Source organism: Mycolicibacterium sp. CBM1 (assembly GCF_054073305.1).
Map to the genome: position 1 here is coordinate 287,946 of NZ_JBSXPP010000005.1, position 15,164 is coordinate 303,109.

Sequence of the window (15,164 nt, forward strand, 5' to 3'; positions counted from 1 at the left end):
ACAATCCCGACGGGTCGGGCGTAGGCGAAAAATACCCAACCGCACCAGTGGCTCGCAAGAAATTGGACATCACGATGGCAGTCCAGGCGAATTCGTTCACTCCGACCTGCGGATTCCACCCGCTCACGCCTCAAGGTCGGCCGAAACTTTCGCCGTTAAACTGCCGCGCATGGACCACGACTGGCTACTGGTAGAAACACTCGGTACCGAGCCGGTGGTCGTCGCGCAGGGCCGTCAGATGAAGAATCTCGTGCCGCTGCGCATCCTGTTGCGACGCAACCCATACCTGTCGGCGATCCAGACCGCGATCGCCGAGACGGTGGCGAGCGCTCAGAGCCTGGCCAGCATCACGCCCAAGAGCGATCGGGTGATTCGCACCGAGCCGGTCCGGATGCCGGACGGCCGGATGCACGGGGTTCACGTGTGGATCGGTGCTGCCGACGCCCAGCCGCCCGAGCGTCCGCTGCCAGGTCCGCTGAAGTGGGACATGACGTTGGGCATCGCGACCGAGACCGCCGAGTCGCTGACCAATGCGGGCATGGATCCCACGCTGGAGCCGACCCACGGCCGCGCCTTCGCCGAAGATCTGCCCGCGCGCAGCTTCACTCGCGACGAGGCCAAGGTGCTTGCGCTGATGATCGACGCCGCACCGGGCCGGACATATTGCACCACATGGGATTTCACCGATCCTGACGGTAATCCGATCAGAGCGGGGTTCACGGTGCGCACGGCCGTCGAGATCGTCGACGACGGGACACAGCACGTGATTGCCCGGGCGATGAACCTGCGCTGCGATATCACCGAGAATCCGCCGCTGCCCGAACATCTGGCCAAACGCATCCTCGACGGCCTCACCCCGCCCGGGGCGCACCGTGCGCTGGTCGACCTGAGCACGTGGCGGCTGTTGAAGTGGCTCGACGAACCCTGCCCACACTTCGACTGGCGCCAGAGCGTCCGGTTCCACCCGGATGATCGCGACGTCCTGCTGCCGATGACCGAGGAGTTCGAGACCGGGAGCACCAGCCGGGTGTTGCGGCTGCCTCGCACCGACGGCGGCTGGGTGCCGATGCATGTGACAGTCAACCGTGTCGAGGTCGACACCGGGGTGTTCGCCGGGCTGATCGCCGTTCGGCTGCCGACCGCGGCTGAACTGGCCGAGGCCGGACACGCCGGAGCGACGCCCTAGCCGGCATCGTCAGCCGGTCCGGCGCGCGCCCTGGCTTTCGCGACCCCGCCGAGCAGGCGGCCCGTCGCGACGTCGACCGTCACCACGACATCGAGCTCCTCGACGTCGCATGCACCCAGCGCTGCGCCCATGGCGTGCGTGACCCCGGCCGCTTCCCGGCATGCCGCCGCGGTACCGCCGGGCAGCCAGACGGCCGCCGCCAGGGCGGCGAGATCGGCGGCCGCCTGGGCGCGGTGACGCGCCACCACAGCTCCGCCGATCTGCACACCGGCGACGGTGACGGCGACCAGGACGGTGATCAACACCGCCGCCAGTACGGTGGCCGCCCCGGTGTCATCGGCCGGGTTCGATGGCGGCGACGGCATCGGCGGTGATGACGACGCCGGGCAGCAAGTGGGATCGGCCGCGGACCGTGGCCACCACGAACTGCCCGTCGCGCCGCACCGACACCGCCGCATCCTCTGGTCCGACAAGGCGGGCCGCGGCGAGCGCACCCGGCTCGTCACCCCGTGCCGCCAGCCGCGCCGCCTCCCGCGCGGCGTCGATACAGCGCACCTGCATCGCCATCGCTGTGAGACCCGCGGCGCACACCACCAGCACCACCACCAGCGCGGCGATCGCCAGCGCCGCCTCGACGGTGGCAAACCCCGCCGCACCGGCTAGACGTTGGTGTTGAGCGCGCGATTGATGATGTTGGTCAACGCACCGACGATCGAGTCGCCGGTGACCACGCTGTAGAGGATCGCGCCGAACGCGGCCGCGGCAATGGTTCCGATGGCATATTCGACCGTCGACATTCCCGCGTCGTCGACCACCGCCACGACAAGCCTGGCCTTCAGCTCCCGAAATAAGTTGATGGACTTGATGGACACGACATTCCCCTTCTCTCACAGCATTCCCGAGGTGAACACGTCGCCGGCCAATCCGGCGACGACGGGCACGATGCCCAGACAGACGAACGCGGGCAGAAAGCACAGGCCCAGCGGCCCTGCGATGAGCACCGAGGCACGTTCGGCCCCCGCGGCCGCGGCATGGGCGGCGCCCTGGCGCGATTCTTCGGCGAGTTCGGCCACGGCTCGAGCCAATGCACTACCGGAAGACGCCGATCGCCGAGCCAACCGGCGCAGTGCCTCGCCGCCGTCGTCGCCACCGCTGTCGCCGGAGCCGGTTGGTGCCGACCATGCGGTGTCCGCGTCGGCGCCGAGGGCCAAAAGATCGGCCGCCCGCCGCAGGGCAGTGCCGACGCCGGTCGGGGCCGACGGCGCCGTAGCGGCGGCGGCCGCCGACACCGACATGCCGGCGGACAGACACACCGCGAACACGTCGAGCGCGGAGGCGGTCGCCAACGGGTCGTCACGGTGGCCACCGGGTCGAGCCCGTAACCGGTGGACCCTGACCAGACCGGTCCGGCGGCGGGTCACCAGTGGGGCTGGACTCACCAGCAGCGCGGCGGCGAGGAACAGCGCCGCGGTGCTCACGCCACCAGCCGATCGGTGATGCGATCGGCCCACAGCAGCCCCAGGCAGACCAGGGCCACGCCCACCACGAGCAGCACACCGCCGGCCCCGCCACCAAAGAGGAATCGGACGGGATGGGCGTCGATGAGCTCGCCGAGCAGCACACCGAGCAGCGGCAGCCCCGCCAGGATGACGGCCGTGGCTCGCGCACCCGCCAGGCCGGCCTGCACCCGGGCGGTGAATCGCTGCCGTTCGACGATGTCACGCTGGGCAGCCCGCATCAGCGCCGCCATCGCCAGGCCGTGCTCACTGGCCAGCTGCCAGCACACCGCGAGGCGTTCCCACTGCGCGGGCACCGTCGATGTGGCGGTCATGGCGCGCAGGCCGCCTGCGACGTCAGCACCGAGCCGGGCCCGGGCCGCGACCGCGCGCAGGGTGCTGCCGACCTCCCCGGTGGAGTCACCGGCGGCGACGCCGAACGCGCGCACCGGGTGCGCACCCACCCGCAGCTCACCGACCAGCGTCTCCAGTGCTGCCGCCAGGGCGTGACCGTCCCGGCGGCGGCGGTCGTCGCGGAACCGCCTGCGCCGGTGCAGGCCCAACGTCATCGCCAACACCGCCAGGCTCAGCAGCGCCGGCGGCGGCAGGAACACCGCGGCCAACAAGGTCGCGGCCACCGGCACCGGGAAACTCCTACCGACGCGCGGAACCACCGGCACCAGCCGCCACCGCGGCGGTGGCGGCGCGACCAACACCGCAGCCGCCAGGAGGGCAGCCGCCAGCGGGATGCCACTCATGACGGCCGCCGCCGGGTGAGCAGATCGCGCAACTGCGCTTCGCCGCGCTCCCAGCCGCGGTCGGCGTGCCAGACGGGAACGGCGTGCACCCACCCGGAGTCCCCGCGAGACAGCACGGCGATCTCGCTGAGCCGGCGCCGGCCGTCGCGCCCACGCCCGACATGCACGACGACCTGGAGCGCGGCCGCCAGCTGGCTGTGCAGCGCAGTCCGGTCGAGCCCACCAAGCGCCGCCAATGCCTCCAGCCGGGCGGGCACTTCGGCCGGGCTGTTGGCGTGTACGGTCCCGGCACCCCCGTCATGGCCGGTGTTCAACGCGGTCAGCAGATCCACCACCTCGGCGCCGCGCACCTCCCCGACCACGATCCGATCGGGCCGCATGCGCAGCGCCTGGCGGACGAGCTGACGCATCGTCACTTCACCGGCCCCCTCGACATTCGCGCCGCGCGCCACCAGCCGCACCAGGTGCGGATGGGCCGGCGCCAGTTCTGCGGCATCCTCGACACACACGATCCGCTCGGTGCCGGGCACTGCCCCCAGAGCGGCAGCCAGCAGGGTGGTCTTGCCCGCACCGGTTCCACCGGAGACCAGGAAGGCCAGCCGGCCGTCGATGATCTCCTCCAGCAGCCGCCCGGCGTCGGGTGCGATCGCACCGGCCGCGGCCAGGGCGGCCAGATCCTGGGTGGCCGGCCGCAGCACCCGCAGCGACAGGCAGGTGCCCCCGGCGGCCACCGGCGGCAGCACCGCATGCAGACGGACGGAGAACTCGCCGGTGCCCAGCCCGGTCAGCTGGCCGTCGACCCACGGTTGCGCGTCGTCAAGCCGGCGACCGGCGGCCACCGCGAGGCGCTGCGCCAGCCGCCGTATCGAGGCCTCGTCGGCGAAGCGCACCGCGGTGCGCCGCAATCCGTCGCCGTCGTCCACCCATACCGCGTCGGGGGCGGTCACCAGCACGTCGGTGGTGCCGGGCGCACGCAGCAGCGGCTCCAGCAGACCGGCGCCGGTCAACTCCGTCTGCAGCACGTGCAGGTTCGTCAGCACCTCGGTGTCACCGAGCACTCCGCCGGATTCCGCTCGGATCGCCGCCGCCACCGCGGCCGGCCGCAGCGAAGACGACTCGGCGGCCAACCGCTCCCGCACCCGCTCGATCAGGGAGTCACTCATGCGGCACGTGCCCGGCCGCTCGCGGGCAGCATCTCGAGCACGGTGCGGGCCGCCACGCCCAGCGGGGAACGGCGCCGCAGCCGCAGGCCGCCGCGTTCGAGTCGTTCGGCCAGCAACGGCTCGGGACGCATGGCCGCCAAGAGCGCAAGGTCGGTGACCTCGGCCACCTCGGCCGCCCGAAGCCCACCCGGAGCCGGGCCGCGCACCACCAAACCCACGTTGGGGTTGGCCGAGCGCAACACCGGCGCCATGGCGGCGGCGGCCGCCACCCCGCGCACGTCACAAGTGGTGATCAGCACGACGAGGTCGGCTCGGTCCAGCGCGGCGGCGGCTGCTGCCGTGGTTCGCCGAGGCAGGTCGCAGATCACTACCACCCCGCCGCGGCGGCCTGCGTCGAGGACGGCCTCGACCGCCGCGCCGTCCAGTTCGTGACAGTGCCGCGCGCCCGACAACACGCTGACCCCGTGCCGGTTCGGCAGCGCGTCCCGCACCGCGGTCCACGCCAATCGGCCGCCCTGCAGGTTCAGGTCCGGCCAACGCAGCCCAGGCTCCGATTCGCTGCCGGCCACCAGGTCGATGCCGCCGCTCCAGGGATCGAGATCGACCAGCAGCGCCGCGGTGGCGGCCTGCGCCAACGCGACGGCGAACGTGGAGGCACCGCCGCCGCCGCGGCCGCCGGTGACGGCGACCACCGCCCCGGTCCGTGACCCGTCATGGCTGGTTTCGGCGGCGTCGGACAGAGCCCGCACCAGCTCGGCGTCTTGCGCGGGAAGTACGCAAACTCGTTGCGCGCCAATGGCCATCGCGATCGACCAGGTTGCGGATTGCGGTTCACCGGACGCAACCAGGATGACTCCCGCGCGGCGGGGCAGCTCGTCGCTCTCGAGGCTGCGGGCGGCGTCCTCGTCGAGGATCACGGCCGCGGCGGCCATCCAGGCCTTGCGGCTCGGCGGCTCGGCGCACGGCACGGGGCGCACCCCCACCGCGGCAGCCACTCGCTCAGCCTGTTCGCGCAGTTCACTGTCCCCGATGAGGGTGATGACGACGGCCGGGTTGCTACTCACTCCCCCACCGTGCGGCGGCCGGGCCATCCGCGCCAGGCAGGGTGACCCCGGCTGTGGACGAACCCGATTCTGGGGATGACGCGGCGCGGCACCTGACGCACAACAGCGATCCCGGCAACATTTTCTACGTTTGCCGGGATCACTGTTGGATTCTTGCTGCAGAAAAAAGACGACCCCCGCCAGGGGGGGAGGAGGCGGAGGTCGTCGTATATCAGCCCCGGGGGGTCGGGCTGATATACACCCGGCATAAGCCGAGTAAGGCTTACTATACACACGAGAAAGCGGGCCCGCGCAAGGGTTGCGGCCACTTTGAAACCATGTATTCGCTGTGAAAATGCTGGGTATGACACCTGGCTTGGCCTGCCACTTTGTCGCCGGCGGCGGTCTCGAGACGGGGTCACACCTATCCTGGTCGGTGTGACCGTCCCCGCCTCGGGTGCTAGCCAGCTAATCGATCCCAGACCCCGCCCGGGCCCGCCGGGCCCATCGCGCACCGCGGCGTTCTTCGACCTCGACAAGACAGTCATCGCCAAGTCAAGCACGCTCGCTTTCAGCAAACCCTTCTTCGATCAGGGCCTCCTGAATCGTCGGGCCGTCCTCAAGTCCAGCTACGCCCAATTCCTGTTCCTCATGTCCGGCGCCGACCACGATCAGATGGACCGGATGCGCTCCTACGTCACCGCGATGTGCGCCGGCTGGGACGTCGAACAGGTGCGGGCGATCGTCAACGAGACGCTGCACGACATCGTCGACCCGCTGGTCTTCGCCGAGGCGGCCGACCTGATCGCCGACCATCGACTGTGCGGTCGCGACGTGGTGATCGTGTCCGCGTCGGGCGAGGAAATCGTCGCCCCGATCGCCCGCGCGCTCGGCGCCACCCATGCCATGGGAACCCGGATGGTCGCACAGGAGGGCAGATACACCGGCGAGGTTGCCTTCTACTGCTATGGCGACGCCAAGGCGGCGGCGATCCGCGAGCTCGCCGCGCTGGAGGGCTATCCGCTGGAACATTGCTACGCCTACTCCGACTCGGTCACGGATCTGCCGATGCTGCGCGCGGTCGGACATCCCCACGTGGTCAACCCCGACCGTGCGTTGCGCAAGGAGGCGGCCGCGCAGGACTGGCCGGTGCTGACCTTCTCGCGTCCGGTGCCGTTGCGTGACCGGATTTCAACCCCATCGAGCGCGGCGGTGGCCACGACTGCCGCACTCGGGCTCAGCGCGCTGGCAGCAGGTGCGCTCACCTACTCGGTAATCCGAAGGTTGTCCTTCTAGCGTCCGACTCGCGCCCAATTCGTTGCCGACAAGACCCTTGCTGTGACGGGGGTCACGGAGTACAAAGGAAGCACGGACGCCTGGCAAGGCCAAGATAGCGCCGGAAGAGAAGGCACTATCTCCCGAGTCAAGCGGCCCAGCACGGTTCCTGGCACCCACGCGGAGCACGCCGCGATAATGGCAAAAGTGTTGCGGGCCTGCGTAATTGCGAAGAGCGGACAGACACCTCAGCCCCTTGGGTGGGGCTAAGTCAGTAGCGCAGCGCAAGACCGCCGAGGCCAACCCACGCAGCCCACCTCGCACGCTTGGTAACCGGGTCACCGTGCTAGCGGGCGGCGAGCCGAATCTTTCGGATCGCCGCCCGCTTTCGGCGTCCAGCGGGCGTTACTTCGCCGCGGCCTCGGCGATCGACAACGCTTCGCGCGCACCGTCTTCCAAGGCCTGACAGCACATCAACAGCCACGCCCCCACCGCCTCCGGCTCCCCGGTGGCGAACGCCCTCGCGCTCGCCCGGTAGTCGTCGGCGCGGCGCATCCAGTACACCTCGGGCACTCCGAGCCCGTGCGGGTCGAGCCCACTGGCCATCGTGACGAGGCGCGAGACCGCGCGGGCCACCACACCGTCGGCAGCGCCGAAGGGGGCCAGCGTCAACAACTCGCCGTGGGCGACGGCGGCCAGCACCGGTGCGGGCGCGGAGCTTCCACCGGTCACCAGCCGGGTCACCAGATCCAGCCGAGCCGCCACCTCCGGAACCTGACGCGGCCGGCCCAGTTCGTCCTCCCCGATCAGGTCGGCGGCGGCCAGCGCATGCAGTCGCGCCAGCGCCTGCAGTGGGGCCCGCCGCCACACCCCGACGAGGTTGGTGGTTCCGCCCTCGAGCGCCTGGCCGACGCGCAATGCACCCGCCAGGACCGGATCGTTGGGTTCGGCACCGGAGGCGTCGAGTTGCACGGCGCCGCCGTCGAGCGCCGAGGATGACCTCGCCCCGCGGATCGCCGACTCGGCGGCGGTCACCGGCCAGTTGCGCAGGTTCGTGCGGTGCCGGTGTGCCTTGGCCAGCGCCTCGCGCGCAGACTCCGCGCCGTCGGCCACCCCGGGCAGTTCGAGCAGCGGGGCCAGGAGATTACTCACGTTCGGTCACGCTATCCGATGCTGAGCTGCCGTTCGGCGCGCGGCAGGAACCGTCCGCCGACGATTGTGAGGCGCCAACGCCGATGCAACGTTCGGTGACTACGCTCACAAACATGACCGAGGCGCACACCGAAGTTCCGTCAGGCTATCCACCGTTGGCCGAATTCGCCGCCAACGCCAACGCCACCGCCGAACTCTACGAGCGGGCGGAGGCCGACCGGCTGGCGTTCTGGGCCGAGCAGGCCAACCGGCTGTCCTGGGCGACCCCTTTCAGTGAGGTCCTGGACTGGTCGCAGGCGCCGTTCGCCAAGTGGTTCGTCGGCGGCAAGCTCAACGTCGCCTACAACTGCGTCGACCGGCACGTCGAGGCCGGCAACGGTGACCGGGTCGCCATCCACTGGGAGGGCGAGCCGGTCGGGGACTCCCGGGTGCTCACCTACGCCCAGCTCAAGGACGAGGTGTGCCAGGCCGCCAATGCCCTGACCGAACTCGGCCTGGTCGCCGGCGACCGGGTGGCCATCTACATGCCGATGGTTCCCGAGGCCATCGTGGCGATGCTGGCCTGCGCGCGCCTGGGCGTCATGCACAGCGTGGTCTTCGCCGGGTTCTCGGCCTCGGCGCTGCGGGCCCGCGTCGAGGACGCCGAGGCCAAGATGGTGATCACCACCGACGGCCAGTACCGGCGCGGAAATGCGGTGTCGCTCAAGGACGCCGTCGACGAGGCGGTACAAGGGCTCACGGCCGCCGAAAATGGCCCTGTAAAGCACGTGCTGGTGGTCCGCCGCACCGGCATCGACATCGATTGGACCGATGGCCGCGACCAGTGGTGGGACGAGGTGGTGGCCAAGGCCTCCACCGAACACACGCCGGAGGCGTTCGACTCCGAGCATCCGCTGTTCCTGCTCTACACCTCCGGCACCACCGGTAAGCCCAAGGGCATCATGCACACCTCCGGGGGTTACCTGACCCAGGCCTCCTACACCCACCACTACGTCTTCGACATCAAGGCGGAGACCGATGTCTATTGGTGCACAGCCGATATCGGCTGGGTCACCGGGCACACCTACATCGTCTACGGGCCGCTGTCCAACGGCGCGACCCAGGTGGTCTACGAGGGCACCCCGGCGTCGCCCGACGAGCACCGCCACTTCCAGGTCATCGAAAAGTACGGTGTGACAATCTATTACACCGCGCCGACGTTGATCCGCACGTTCATGAAGTGGGGTCGCGAGATCGCGTTCGCCCATGATCTGTCCAGCCTGCGGCTGCTTGGGTCGGTGGGCGAGCCGATCAACCCGGAGGCGTGGCGCTGGTACCGCCTGGTCTTCGGCGGCGATGCCGCCCCGATCGTCGACACCTGGTGGCAGACCGAGACGGGTGCGGCGATGATCTCCCCGCTGCCCGGCGTGACCACCTGCAAGCCGGGCTCAGCCATGCGCCCGCTGCCGGGCATCTCCGCCAAGATCGTCGACGACGACGGAAATGACTTGCAGCCCAGCCCTGATCACGGTGAACACGTCACCGGCTATCTGGTGCTGGACAAGCCCTGGCCGTCGATGCTGCGCGGTATCTGGGGCGATCCGGAGCGTTTCAAGGAGACCTACTGGTCGCGCTTCGCCGAACAGGGTTGGTATTTCGCCGGCGACGGCGCGCGCTACGGCAGCGACGGTGAAGTGTGGGTGCTCGGCCGCATCGACGACGTGATGAACGTGTCGGGCCACCGCATCTCGACGGCCGAGGTGGAGTCGGCACTGGTCGGACATTCCGGTGTCGCCGAAGCCGCCGTCGTCGGTGCCACCGACGATCACACCGGTCAGGCGATCTGTGCGTTCGTCATCCTCAAGGCCCACCACGCCGAGACACCCCGCGAGCAGATGGTCGATGAGTTGCGCGCCGAGGTGGCCCGCGAGATCTCGCCGATCGCCAAGCCGCGCGAGATCCACGTCGTGCCCGAGCTTCCCAAGACCCGCAGCGGCAAGATCATGCGGCGGCTGTTGCGCGACGTGGCCGAAGGGCGCGAACTCGGTGACACCTCGACGTTGGTGGACCCGACGGTGTTCGAGGCGATTCGGGCCAGTAAGGCCTGAAACCGCCAATCAGCTAAGCGGGGCCCGGCGCCACTGACGCGGTCGGAACGAAGCCGGTGCCGGGCCGGTTCTTCGCGGCGATGTCACCCAGGATCGCGTTGATCGACATCGTCACCGCCGGGGTGTGCAGCGGGATGAACTTCACGACGCATGTCGGCAGGTCCTCGCTGAACGCGCCGTGGATCATGCCGACCAGTTTGTTGTCCACCGTCACCGGGGCGCCGGAATCGCCGGGCTGGCCGCAGACCTGGTTGACGATGGTGCCCGGATCCTGTCCCGGCCCCCACGTGACGCCGCACGAGTAGCCGGTGGTGCGGCCGAGCTTGCAGGCGATCTGACCGAAGACCGGGTCCGCGCCGATGCCGTCGATGACGAAGCCCTTGTAGTTGGAGACGGGATCGACCTTGGCGGGGTCGAAGCGGATCACCGCGTAGTCGAGGTTGTCGTTGCCGGCGACCATCGTGCCAACCACGCCATCATCGGGTCGCTCCTCGGAGGAGACCTGCGCACCCGGCCCGCCACAGTGCGCGGAGGTGAATCCGATCAGCGCGCCGGTGTTGTCATTGCCGATGGCGGTCAGGGTGCAGTAGGTGTCGCCGTTGACGACGATGCCCGCCCCGCCACCGAGCGGCACCTTGCCGTCGGCACCGGCATACGAAGCCGGGCCGGCCAGCAGCCCGCCGAGGGCCAGAACCGCAGCCCCCGCCGTCAGCCGCACACGGTGCGCGGTCGTCACTGGCAACCTCCATCAACAGTCCACCCCGACAACGCAGTCTAGCCTGATCACACCCGTAACTTGCGTAACAGCTCACTGGGTATCCCGCCGCGAGCCGGGCATGGCAACATGAACCGCGACGACAGCGAACAGTTGGAGGACAGCCGTGAGCAATGGCGATCGCAAGAACGGGGTGCCCACCACCGTCACCTCGATCCCGCTGGTGGACCCGAACGCGGTCCCTGCCAATCCCTCCATCGGCGACCTGGTCAAGGATGCCACCGCCCAGGTGTCCACCTTGGTGCGCGCCGAGGTCGAGCTGGCCAAGGCGGAGATCACCCGCGACGTCAAGAAGGGCCTGACCGGCAGCGTCTTCTTCATCCTCGCGCTGGTGGTGCTGTTCTACTCCACGTTCTTCCTGTTCTTCTTCCTCGCCGAACTGCTCGACACCTGGTTGTGGCGATGGGTCGCCTTCCTCATCGTGTTCGGGTTGATGTTGCTCACCACCGCGGTGTTCGCCTTCCTGGGGTATCTCAAGGTCCGCCGGATCCGCGGGCCGCAGCAGACCATCGAATCCGTCCGGGAGACCAGGGACGCGCTGACGCCGGGGCATGACAAGACACCCGGCAAGGCGGTCGCGACGACGAACGGCAGCACCACACCGCCCACCGACCCCTCCGGCTGGTGATGGCGCAACCGGATCCATCGGTCGCCCGCATCGCGGGCCCGTGGCGTCACCTCGACGTCCACGCCAACGGCATCCGGTTCCACTGTGTCGAGTCGAACAACGGCGACCAGCACGACGACACCCAGCCCCCCACCCCCGGCACGTCCCGCCCGCTGGTCATCCTGCTGCACGGCTTCGGATCGTTCTGGTGGTCGTGGCGCCACCAATTGCGTGGGCTGTCCGGAGCGCGAGTGGTCGCGGTGGACCTGCGCGGCTACGGCGGCAGCGACAAGCCGCCACGCGGCTACGACGGCTGGACCCTGGCCGGCGACACCGCCGGTCTGATCCGGGCGCTGGGCCACGGCTCGGCGACGCTGGTCGGGCATGCCGACGGCGGGCTGGTGTGCTGGGCGACCTCGATGCTGCACTCACGGATGGTGCGGGCCGTCGCTCTGGTTAGTTCGCCGCACCCGGCGGCACTGCGCGCGTCGGCGCTGACCCGCCGCGACCAGAGCCGCGCCCTGCTGCCCAGCCTGCTGCGCTACCAGCTGCCAATGTGGCCCGAGCACGCGCTCACCCGGCACAACGCCGAACTGCTCGAGCGCATCGTACGCAGCCGGGCCTCGGGCAAATGGCTTGCCTCCGAGGACTTCTCCGAGACCATCTCGCACATGCGCCGGGCCATTCAGATTCCGTCGGCCGCGCACTCGGCGCTGGAATACCAGCGCTGGGCCGTCCGCAGCCAGTTACGCAGCGAGGGTTGGCGCTTTATGAAGGCGATGAACCGCCAGCTCGACGTCCCCCTGCTGCACCTGCGCGGCGATGCCGACCCCTACGTGCTCGCGGCCGCCGTACACCGCACCCAGCACTACGCCCCACGCGGACGGTTCGTCTCGGTCGCCGAGGTCGGGCACTACGCGCACGAGGAGGCGCCGGCCGAGGTCAACGAGCACCTGCGCCGGTTCCTCGACCAGGTGCACGGTCCGGCTAAGTGACACAGGCGCCGGTGGGCACCTTGTCGGTGTTGCCGATCTTGGCCAGCTGACGCGACACCTCGTTGGCCGTCAGCACGAATCCGGTGTCGTTGTCGTCGACCGCGGCACCGAACACCACACCAAGCACCTGGCCAGCACGGTTGATCATCGGACCACCCGAATTACCTTGTCGCACAGTACCTCTGATGGTGTACACCTCGCGATTGACGGTGGTGGTCCGGTAGATGTCGGGTCCGCTCAGCTCGATGGTCTCCCGTACCCGCGCCGGGGTCGCCGCGAATTCGCCACCACCGGGGTAGCCGAGCACGACGGCGTCGGTGCCCGACTTGGCCGGTTGTTCGGCGAACACCAGCGGGCGCTGCGGCAGGTTCGGCACGTCCAGGATCGAGATGTCGGCGTTGGGGTCATAGGAGACCACCGTCGCGTCGTAGGTCTGGCCGTCGGCCTCCACGGTGACGCTGTCGGATCCGGCGACCACGTGCGCGTTGGACATCACCCGGTTGGGGGCGATGACGAATCCGGTGCCCTCCAACACCTTCTGGCAGCCGGGCGCGACGCCGCGGATCTTCACCACGCTGGGGCGGGCGTTGGCGACGGCAATGCTGTCGGCCAGCGAGGCGTCGGGGGCGTCGACGGCCTGGATCGGGGTGCGGCCGAAGGGCTGCAGCACCTCGGGCAGGCCCGACGTCCGCAGCAGTGCCGACATCCGCTTGGGCACCGACTTGAGCCACTCCGGGGCGTACTTGTCCACTTCGGCAAGCACTTTCGAGCCGCGGGTGGCGGCGGCGAGATTCGGCTGGTCCGAGGAGGTCAGCGGGCTCGCCAGCAGCCAGGCCGCCACCATCACCACGACCAGTTGCAACGCGACGCCGATCACCGAGTCGACCGAGCGCACCCCGCGGTTGCGGATCGCACCGCGCACCGCGCGGCCGAGCACCACGCCGGCCACCTCACCGATCACCACCAGCGCCAGGATCAGGAACAGGGCGGCGAACAGCTTGGTCCGCGGCGAGGTGATGTGGCTGACGATGTGCGGGGCCAGCATCACGCCGGCGATCGCGCCCAGCACCACACCGACGAAGGACATCAGCGAGCCGAGTGCGCCGGACCGCCAGCCGGAGATCGCCGCGACGAACGCCACGGCCACTACGGCGATGTCCAGCCATTGCGAACTCGTCACAGCGGCTCCTCACTGCTTCCGACGAGCGCCATCGCCTCGTCCAACTCCCGGACGTCCTCGGTGTTCCACGGCTGGGACCAGCCCGCCACGTCCAGCATCGCCGAGATGACATGGCCGGTGAAGCCCCACACCAGCATCTCGTTGAGCAGGAAGGCAGGGCCGGCGTAGCGGACTCCCGCGCCGGTGCGGTACACCATCAGCCGGTTCTCCGGATTGACGAAGGCCCGCACCGGAACCCGTGCGACGACGGCGGTTTCGGCCGCGTCGACAACGGTCACCGGCCCGGGGTCGGGCGAATACGCCAACACCGGCACGACATGAAAGCCGGACGGCGGGATGAAGATTCGCTCCAGAGTCGCCAGCGGGTGCAGGCGGCCCGGGTCGATGCCGGTCTCCTCCTGAGCTTCCCGCAGCGCGGTGTCGACCGGGCCGGTGTCGCCGGGATCGACGGCACCGCCGGGGAAGGCGGCCTGACCGGCATGGTGGCGCAGGGTGCCGGCCCGCACCGTCAGCAGCAGGTCGGCGTCGTCGGGCAGCGGGCCGGGCGAGCGGGCGGAGTCTGGTCCGGAAAACAGCACCAGCACCGCGGCGTCGCGGCCGCTGCGTGCGGCCTCACCGGCTCCACTGACCGCCGCGACGAGTTCGGGGGGCACCCGAAGGCGGTAGGCCTGCGGCACCCGGTCGACGTTTTCCACCAGCGGCGCCAGCCAGGACGGCCGGCGATGCGGGTTGAGCGTCACCGGGCTCTGTGAGCGGGAGGTACCCCCAGAGGTCACCGGCGCGTCTCTCTCATTCGTTGTCACTGCAAAGCATTCTTCACCGCTGCGGCGATCTCGTCGGCACTGGCGAACGCCTGCGGCAGGATTTTCGCAACGCTACCGTCCGCGCGGAGCACCACCGTTGCGGGCATCACATTGGGCACGCCGAGGGCGGCGGCGACCTTACGCTGACCGTCCTGCAGCGTCGGCAGCCGCACCCCCAGCTCGGCGAGCCGCAGCAGCGCCGCGGTCTCGTTCTCGTCCTGGTGAACGGTCACCACCGCCACCGTTTCGCCGGCTCTGCGCTGGTATTCGGCCATGGCCGGCAATTCCTCGGCGCACGGCCCGCACCAGTAGGCCCACAGATTCAGCACCACCGGGCGGCCGGCCAGCGCCCGGGCCACGTCGACGCTCGAGCCGTCGGCGGCGCACTCGACCACGATCCCGCGCAACGTGGCCGGGCCGGGATTGTCCGCGCCGGTGGGGCACGGCGGCAGATCGGCGCGCTGGCGCGGACCGGCCAGCGCTTCGGGAGTGTCGGCGTCGCGGTGCGTGCGGGACACCTGGGTGCTCGGATCACCGGTCGGGCCGGCCGGCGGGTCGTCGAGTGCGGCCACCAGCGCCGCCACCAAGGCGGCGATCACGGCGAGCACCAGCAGGGTCCAGCGGGTCGAGGTCGTCATAAGTGC

The 15,164-nt window shown here is 69.9% G+C and carries 17 protein-coding genes; 5 read left to right on the forward strand and 12 right to left on the reverse strand.

Going from position 1 to position 15,164, the window contains the following annotated elements:
* Positions 1-169: 169 nt before the first annotated feature.
* Positions 170-1,186, forward strand: coding sequence for a PAS domain-containing protein (locus ACXDF8_RS09490; protein WP_457222989.1), 1,017 nt, complete (start codon positions 170-172; stop codon positions 1,184-1,186).
* Here the strand turns inward: ACXDF8_RS09490 and ACXDF8_RS09495 are convergent.
* The 7 genes from ACXDF8_RS09495 to ssd are packed head-to-tail and all read right to left on the reverse strand — an operon-like array spanning position 1,183 to position 5,667.
* Positions 1,183-1,551 (reverse strand): Rv3654c family TadE-like protein, encoded by a 369-nt coding sequence (locus tag ACXDF8_RS09495; RefSeq protein WP_457222990.1) that lies wholly within the window; start codon positions 1,549-1,551, stop codon positions 1,183-1,185. The genes ACXDF8_RS09490 and ACXDF8_RS09495 overlap by 4 nt on opposite strands.
* Entirely contained in the window at positions 1,520-1,792 is a 273-nt protein-coding gene (locus ACXDF8_RS09500) for a TadE family type IV pilus minor pilin (protein ID WP_457222991.1), read from the reverse strand. Before ACXDF8_RS09500 ends, ACXDF8_RS09495 begins: the two co-directional genes overlap by 32 nt.
* A gap of 53 nt (positions 1,793-1,845) precedes the next feature.
* The gene (locus ACXDF8_RS09505; RefSeq protein ID WP_457223062.1) at positions 1,846-2,052 is read right to left on the reverse strand and encodes a DUF4244 domain-containing protein; all 207 of its coding nucleotides are present in this window, start codon (positions 2,050-2,052) and stop codon (positions 1,846-1,848) included.
* A 21-nt stretch (positions 2,053-2,073) separates the two neighbouring features.
* Positions 2,074-2,664 (reverse strand): type II secretion system F family protein, encoded by a 591-nt coding sequence (locus ACXDF8_RS09510; RefSeq protein WP_457222992.1) that lies wholly within the window; start codon positions 2,662-2,664, stop codon positions 2,074-2,076.
* Entirely contained in the window at positions 2,661-3,440 is a 780-nt protein-coding gene (locus ACXDF8_RS09515; RefSeq protein ID WP_457222993.1) for a type II secretion system F family protein, read from the reverse strand. Before ACXDF8_RS09515 ends, ACXDF8_RS09510 begins: the two co-directional genes overlap by 4 nt.
* Positions 3,437-4,603 (reverse strand): TadA family conjugal transfer-associated ATPase, encoded by a 1,167-nt coding sequence (locus tag ACXDF8_RS09520; protein ID WP_457222994.1) that lies wholly within the window; start codon positions 4,601-4,603, stop codon positions 3,437-3,439. The genes ACXDF8_RS09515 and ACXDF8_RS09520 overlap by 4 nt, the downstream gene beginning before the upstream one ends.
* Entirely contained in the window at positions 4,600-5,667 is a 1,068-nt protein-coding gene (gene ssd, locus ACXDF8_RS09525) for a septum site-determining protein Ssd (RefSeq protein ID WP_457222995.1), read from the reverse strand. The genes ACXDF8_RS09520 and ssd overlap by 4 nt, the downstream gene beginning before the upstream one ends.
* Before the next feature lie 450 nt (positions 5,668-6,117).
* Between ssd and ACXDF8_RS09530 the strand changes: the two genes are divergently transcribed.
* Entirely contained in the window at positions 6,118-6,942 is an 825-nt protein-coding gene (locus ACXDF8_RS09530; protein WP_457223063.1) for an HAD-IB family hydrolase, read from the forward strand.
* 384 nt (positions 6,943-7,326) lie between these two features.
* Here the strand turns inward: ACXDF8_RS09530 and ACXDF8_RS09535 are convergent, their stop codons facing one another.
* Complete coding sequence (locus ACXDF8_RS09535) at positions 7,327-8,073, reverse strand: Fic family protein (RefSeq protein WP_457222996.1); 747 nt, start codon at positions 8,071-8,073, stop codon at positions 7,327-7,329.
* Positions 8,074-8,186: 113 nt separating this feature from the next.
* Between ACXDF8_RS09535 and acs the strand changes: the two genes are divergently transcribed.
* On the forward strand, positions 8,187-10,160 hold the full coding sequence (gene acs, locus ACXDF8_RS09540; RefSeq protein ID WP_457222997.1) for an acetate--CoA ligase: 1,974 nt from the start codon (positions 8,187-8,189) through the stop codon (positions 10,158-10,160).
* A 13-nt stretch (positions 10,161-10,173) separates the two neighbouring features.
* On the opposite strand, the gene ACXDF8_RS09545 is transcribed toward acs, so the two are convergent.
* The gene (locus ACXDF8_RS09545) at positions 10,174-10,896 is read right to left on the reverse strand and encodes a S1 family peptidase (protein WP_457222998.1); all 723 of its coding nucleotides are present in this window, start codon (positions 10,894-10,896) and stop codon (positions 10,174-10,176) included.
* 145 nt (positions 10,897-11,041) lie between these two features.
* Here ACXDF8_RS09545 and ACXDF8_RS09550 point away from each other — a divergent pair, with 145 nt between their 5' ends.
* The gene (locus ACXDF8_RS09550; RefSeq protein WP_457222999.1) at positions 11,042-11,563 is read left to right on the forward strand and encodes a phage holin family protein; all 522 of its coding nucleotides are present in this window, start codon (positions 11,042-11,044) and stop codon (positions 11,561-11,563) included.
* Positions 11,563-12,537 carry an alpha/beta fold hydrolase gene (locus ACXDF8_RS09555; RefSeq protein WP_457223064.1) on the forward strand — a complete coding sequence of 325 codons (975 nt, stop codon included), beginning with the start codon at positions 11,563-11,565 and terminating at the stop codon, positions 12,535-12,537. The genes ACXDF8_RS09550 and ACXDF8_RS09555 overlap by 1 nt, the downstream gene beginning before the upstream one ends.
* On the opposite strand, the gene marP is transcribed toward ACXDF8_RS09555, so the two are convergent.
* Genes marP through ACXDF8_RS09570 form a run of 3 tightly spaced genes read right to left on the reverse strand, consistent with a single transcriptional unit; the run spans position 12,530 to position 15,158 of the window.
* Positions 12,530-13,717, reverse strand: coding sequence for an acid resistance serine protease MarP (marP, locus tag ACXDF8_RS09560; RefSeq protein WP_457223000.1), 1,188 nt, complete (start codon positions 13,715-13,717; stop codon positions 12,530-12,532). The genes ACXDF8_RS09555 and marP overlap by 8 nt on opposite strands.
* A complete protein-coding gene (locus ACXDF8_RS09565) occupies positions 13,714-14,493 on the reverse strand; it encodes an NUDIX hydrolase (RefSeq protein WP_457223001.1) in 780 nt (259 codons plus the stop codon). Before ACXDF8_RS09565 ends, marP begins: the two co-directional genes overlap by 4 nt.
* 23 nt (positions 14,494-14,516) lie before the next feature.
* The gene (locus tag ACXDF8_RS09570; protein ID WP_457223002.1) at positions 14,517-15,158 is read right to left on the reverse strand and encodes a TlpA family protein disulfide reductase; all 642 of its coding nucleotides are present in this window, start codon (positions 15,156-15,158) and stop codon (positions 14,517-14,519) included.
* Between the last annotated feature and the right edge of the window lie 6 nt (positions 15,159-15,164).

Bases quoted from the DNA above. Each gene is read 5' to 3' on its own strand.
- ACXDF8_RS09490 (WP_457222989.1), top strand. From the start codon at position 170: ATGGACCACGACTGGCTACTGGTAGAAACACTCGGTACCGAGCCGGTG.
- ACXDF8_RS09495 (WP_457222990.1), bottom strand. From the start codon at position 1,551: ATGCCGTCGCCGCCATCGAACCCGGCCGATGACACCGGGGCGGCCACC.
- ACXDF8_RS09515 (WP_457222993.1), bottom strand. From the start codon at position 3,440: ATGAGTGGCATCCCGCTGGCGGCTGCCCTCCTGGCGGCTGCGGTGTTG.
- ACXDF8_RS09520 (WP_457222994.1), bottom strand. From the start codon at position 4,603: ATGAGTGACTCCCTGATCGAGCGGGTGCGGGAGCGGTTGGCCGCCGAG.
- acs (WP_457222997.1), top strand. From the start codon at position 8,187: ATGACCGAGGCGCACACCGAAGTTCCGTCAGGCTATCCACCGTTGGCC.
- ACXDF8_RS09555 (WP_457223064.1), top strand. From the start codon at position 11,563: ATGGCGCAACCGGATCCATCGGTCGCCCGCATCGCGGGCCCGTGGCGT.
- ACXDF8_RS09570 (WP_457223002.1), bottom strand. From the start codon at position 15,158: ATGACGACCTCGACCCGCTGGACCCTGCTGGTGCTCGCCGTGATCGCC.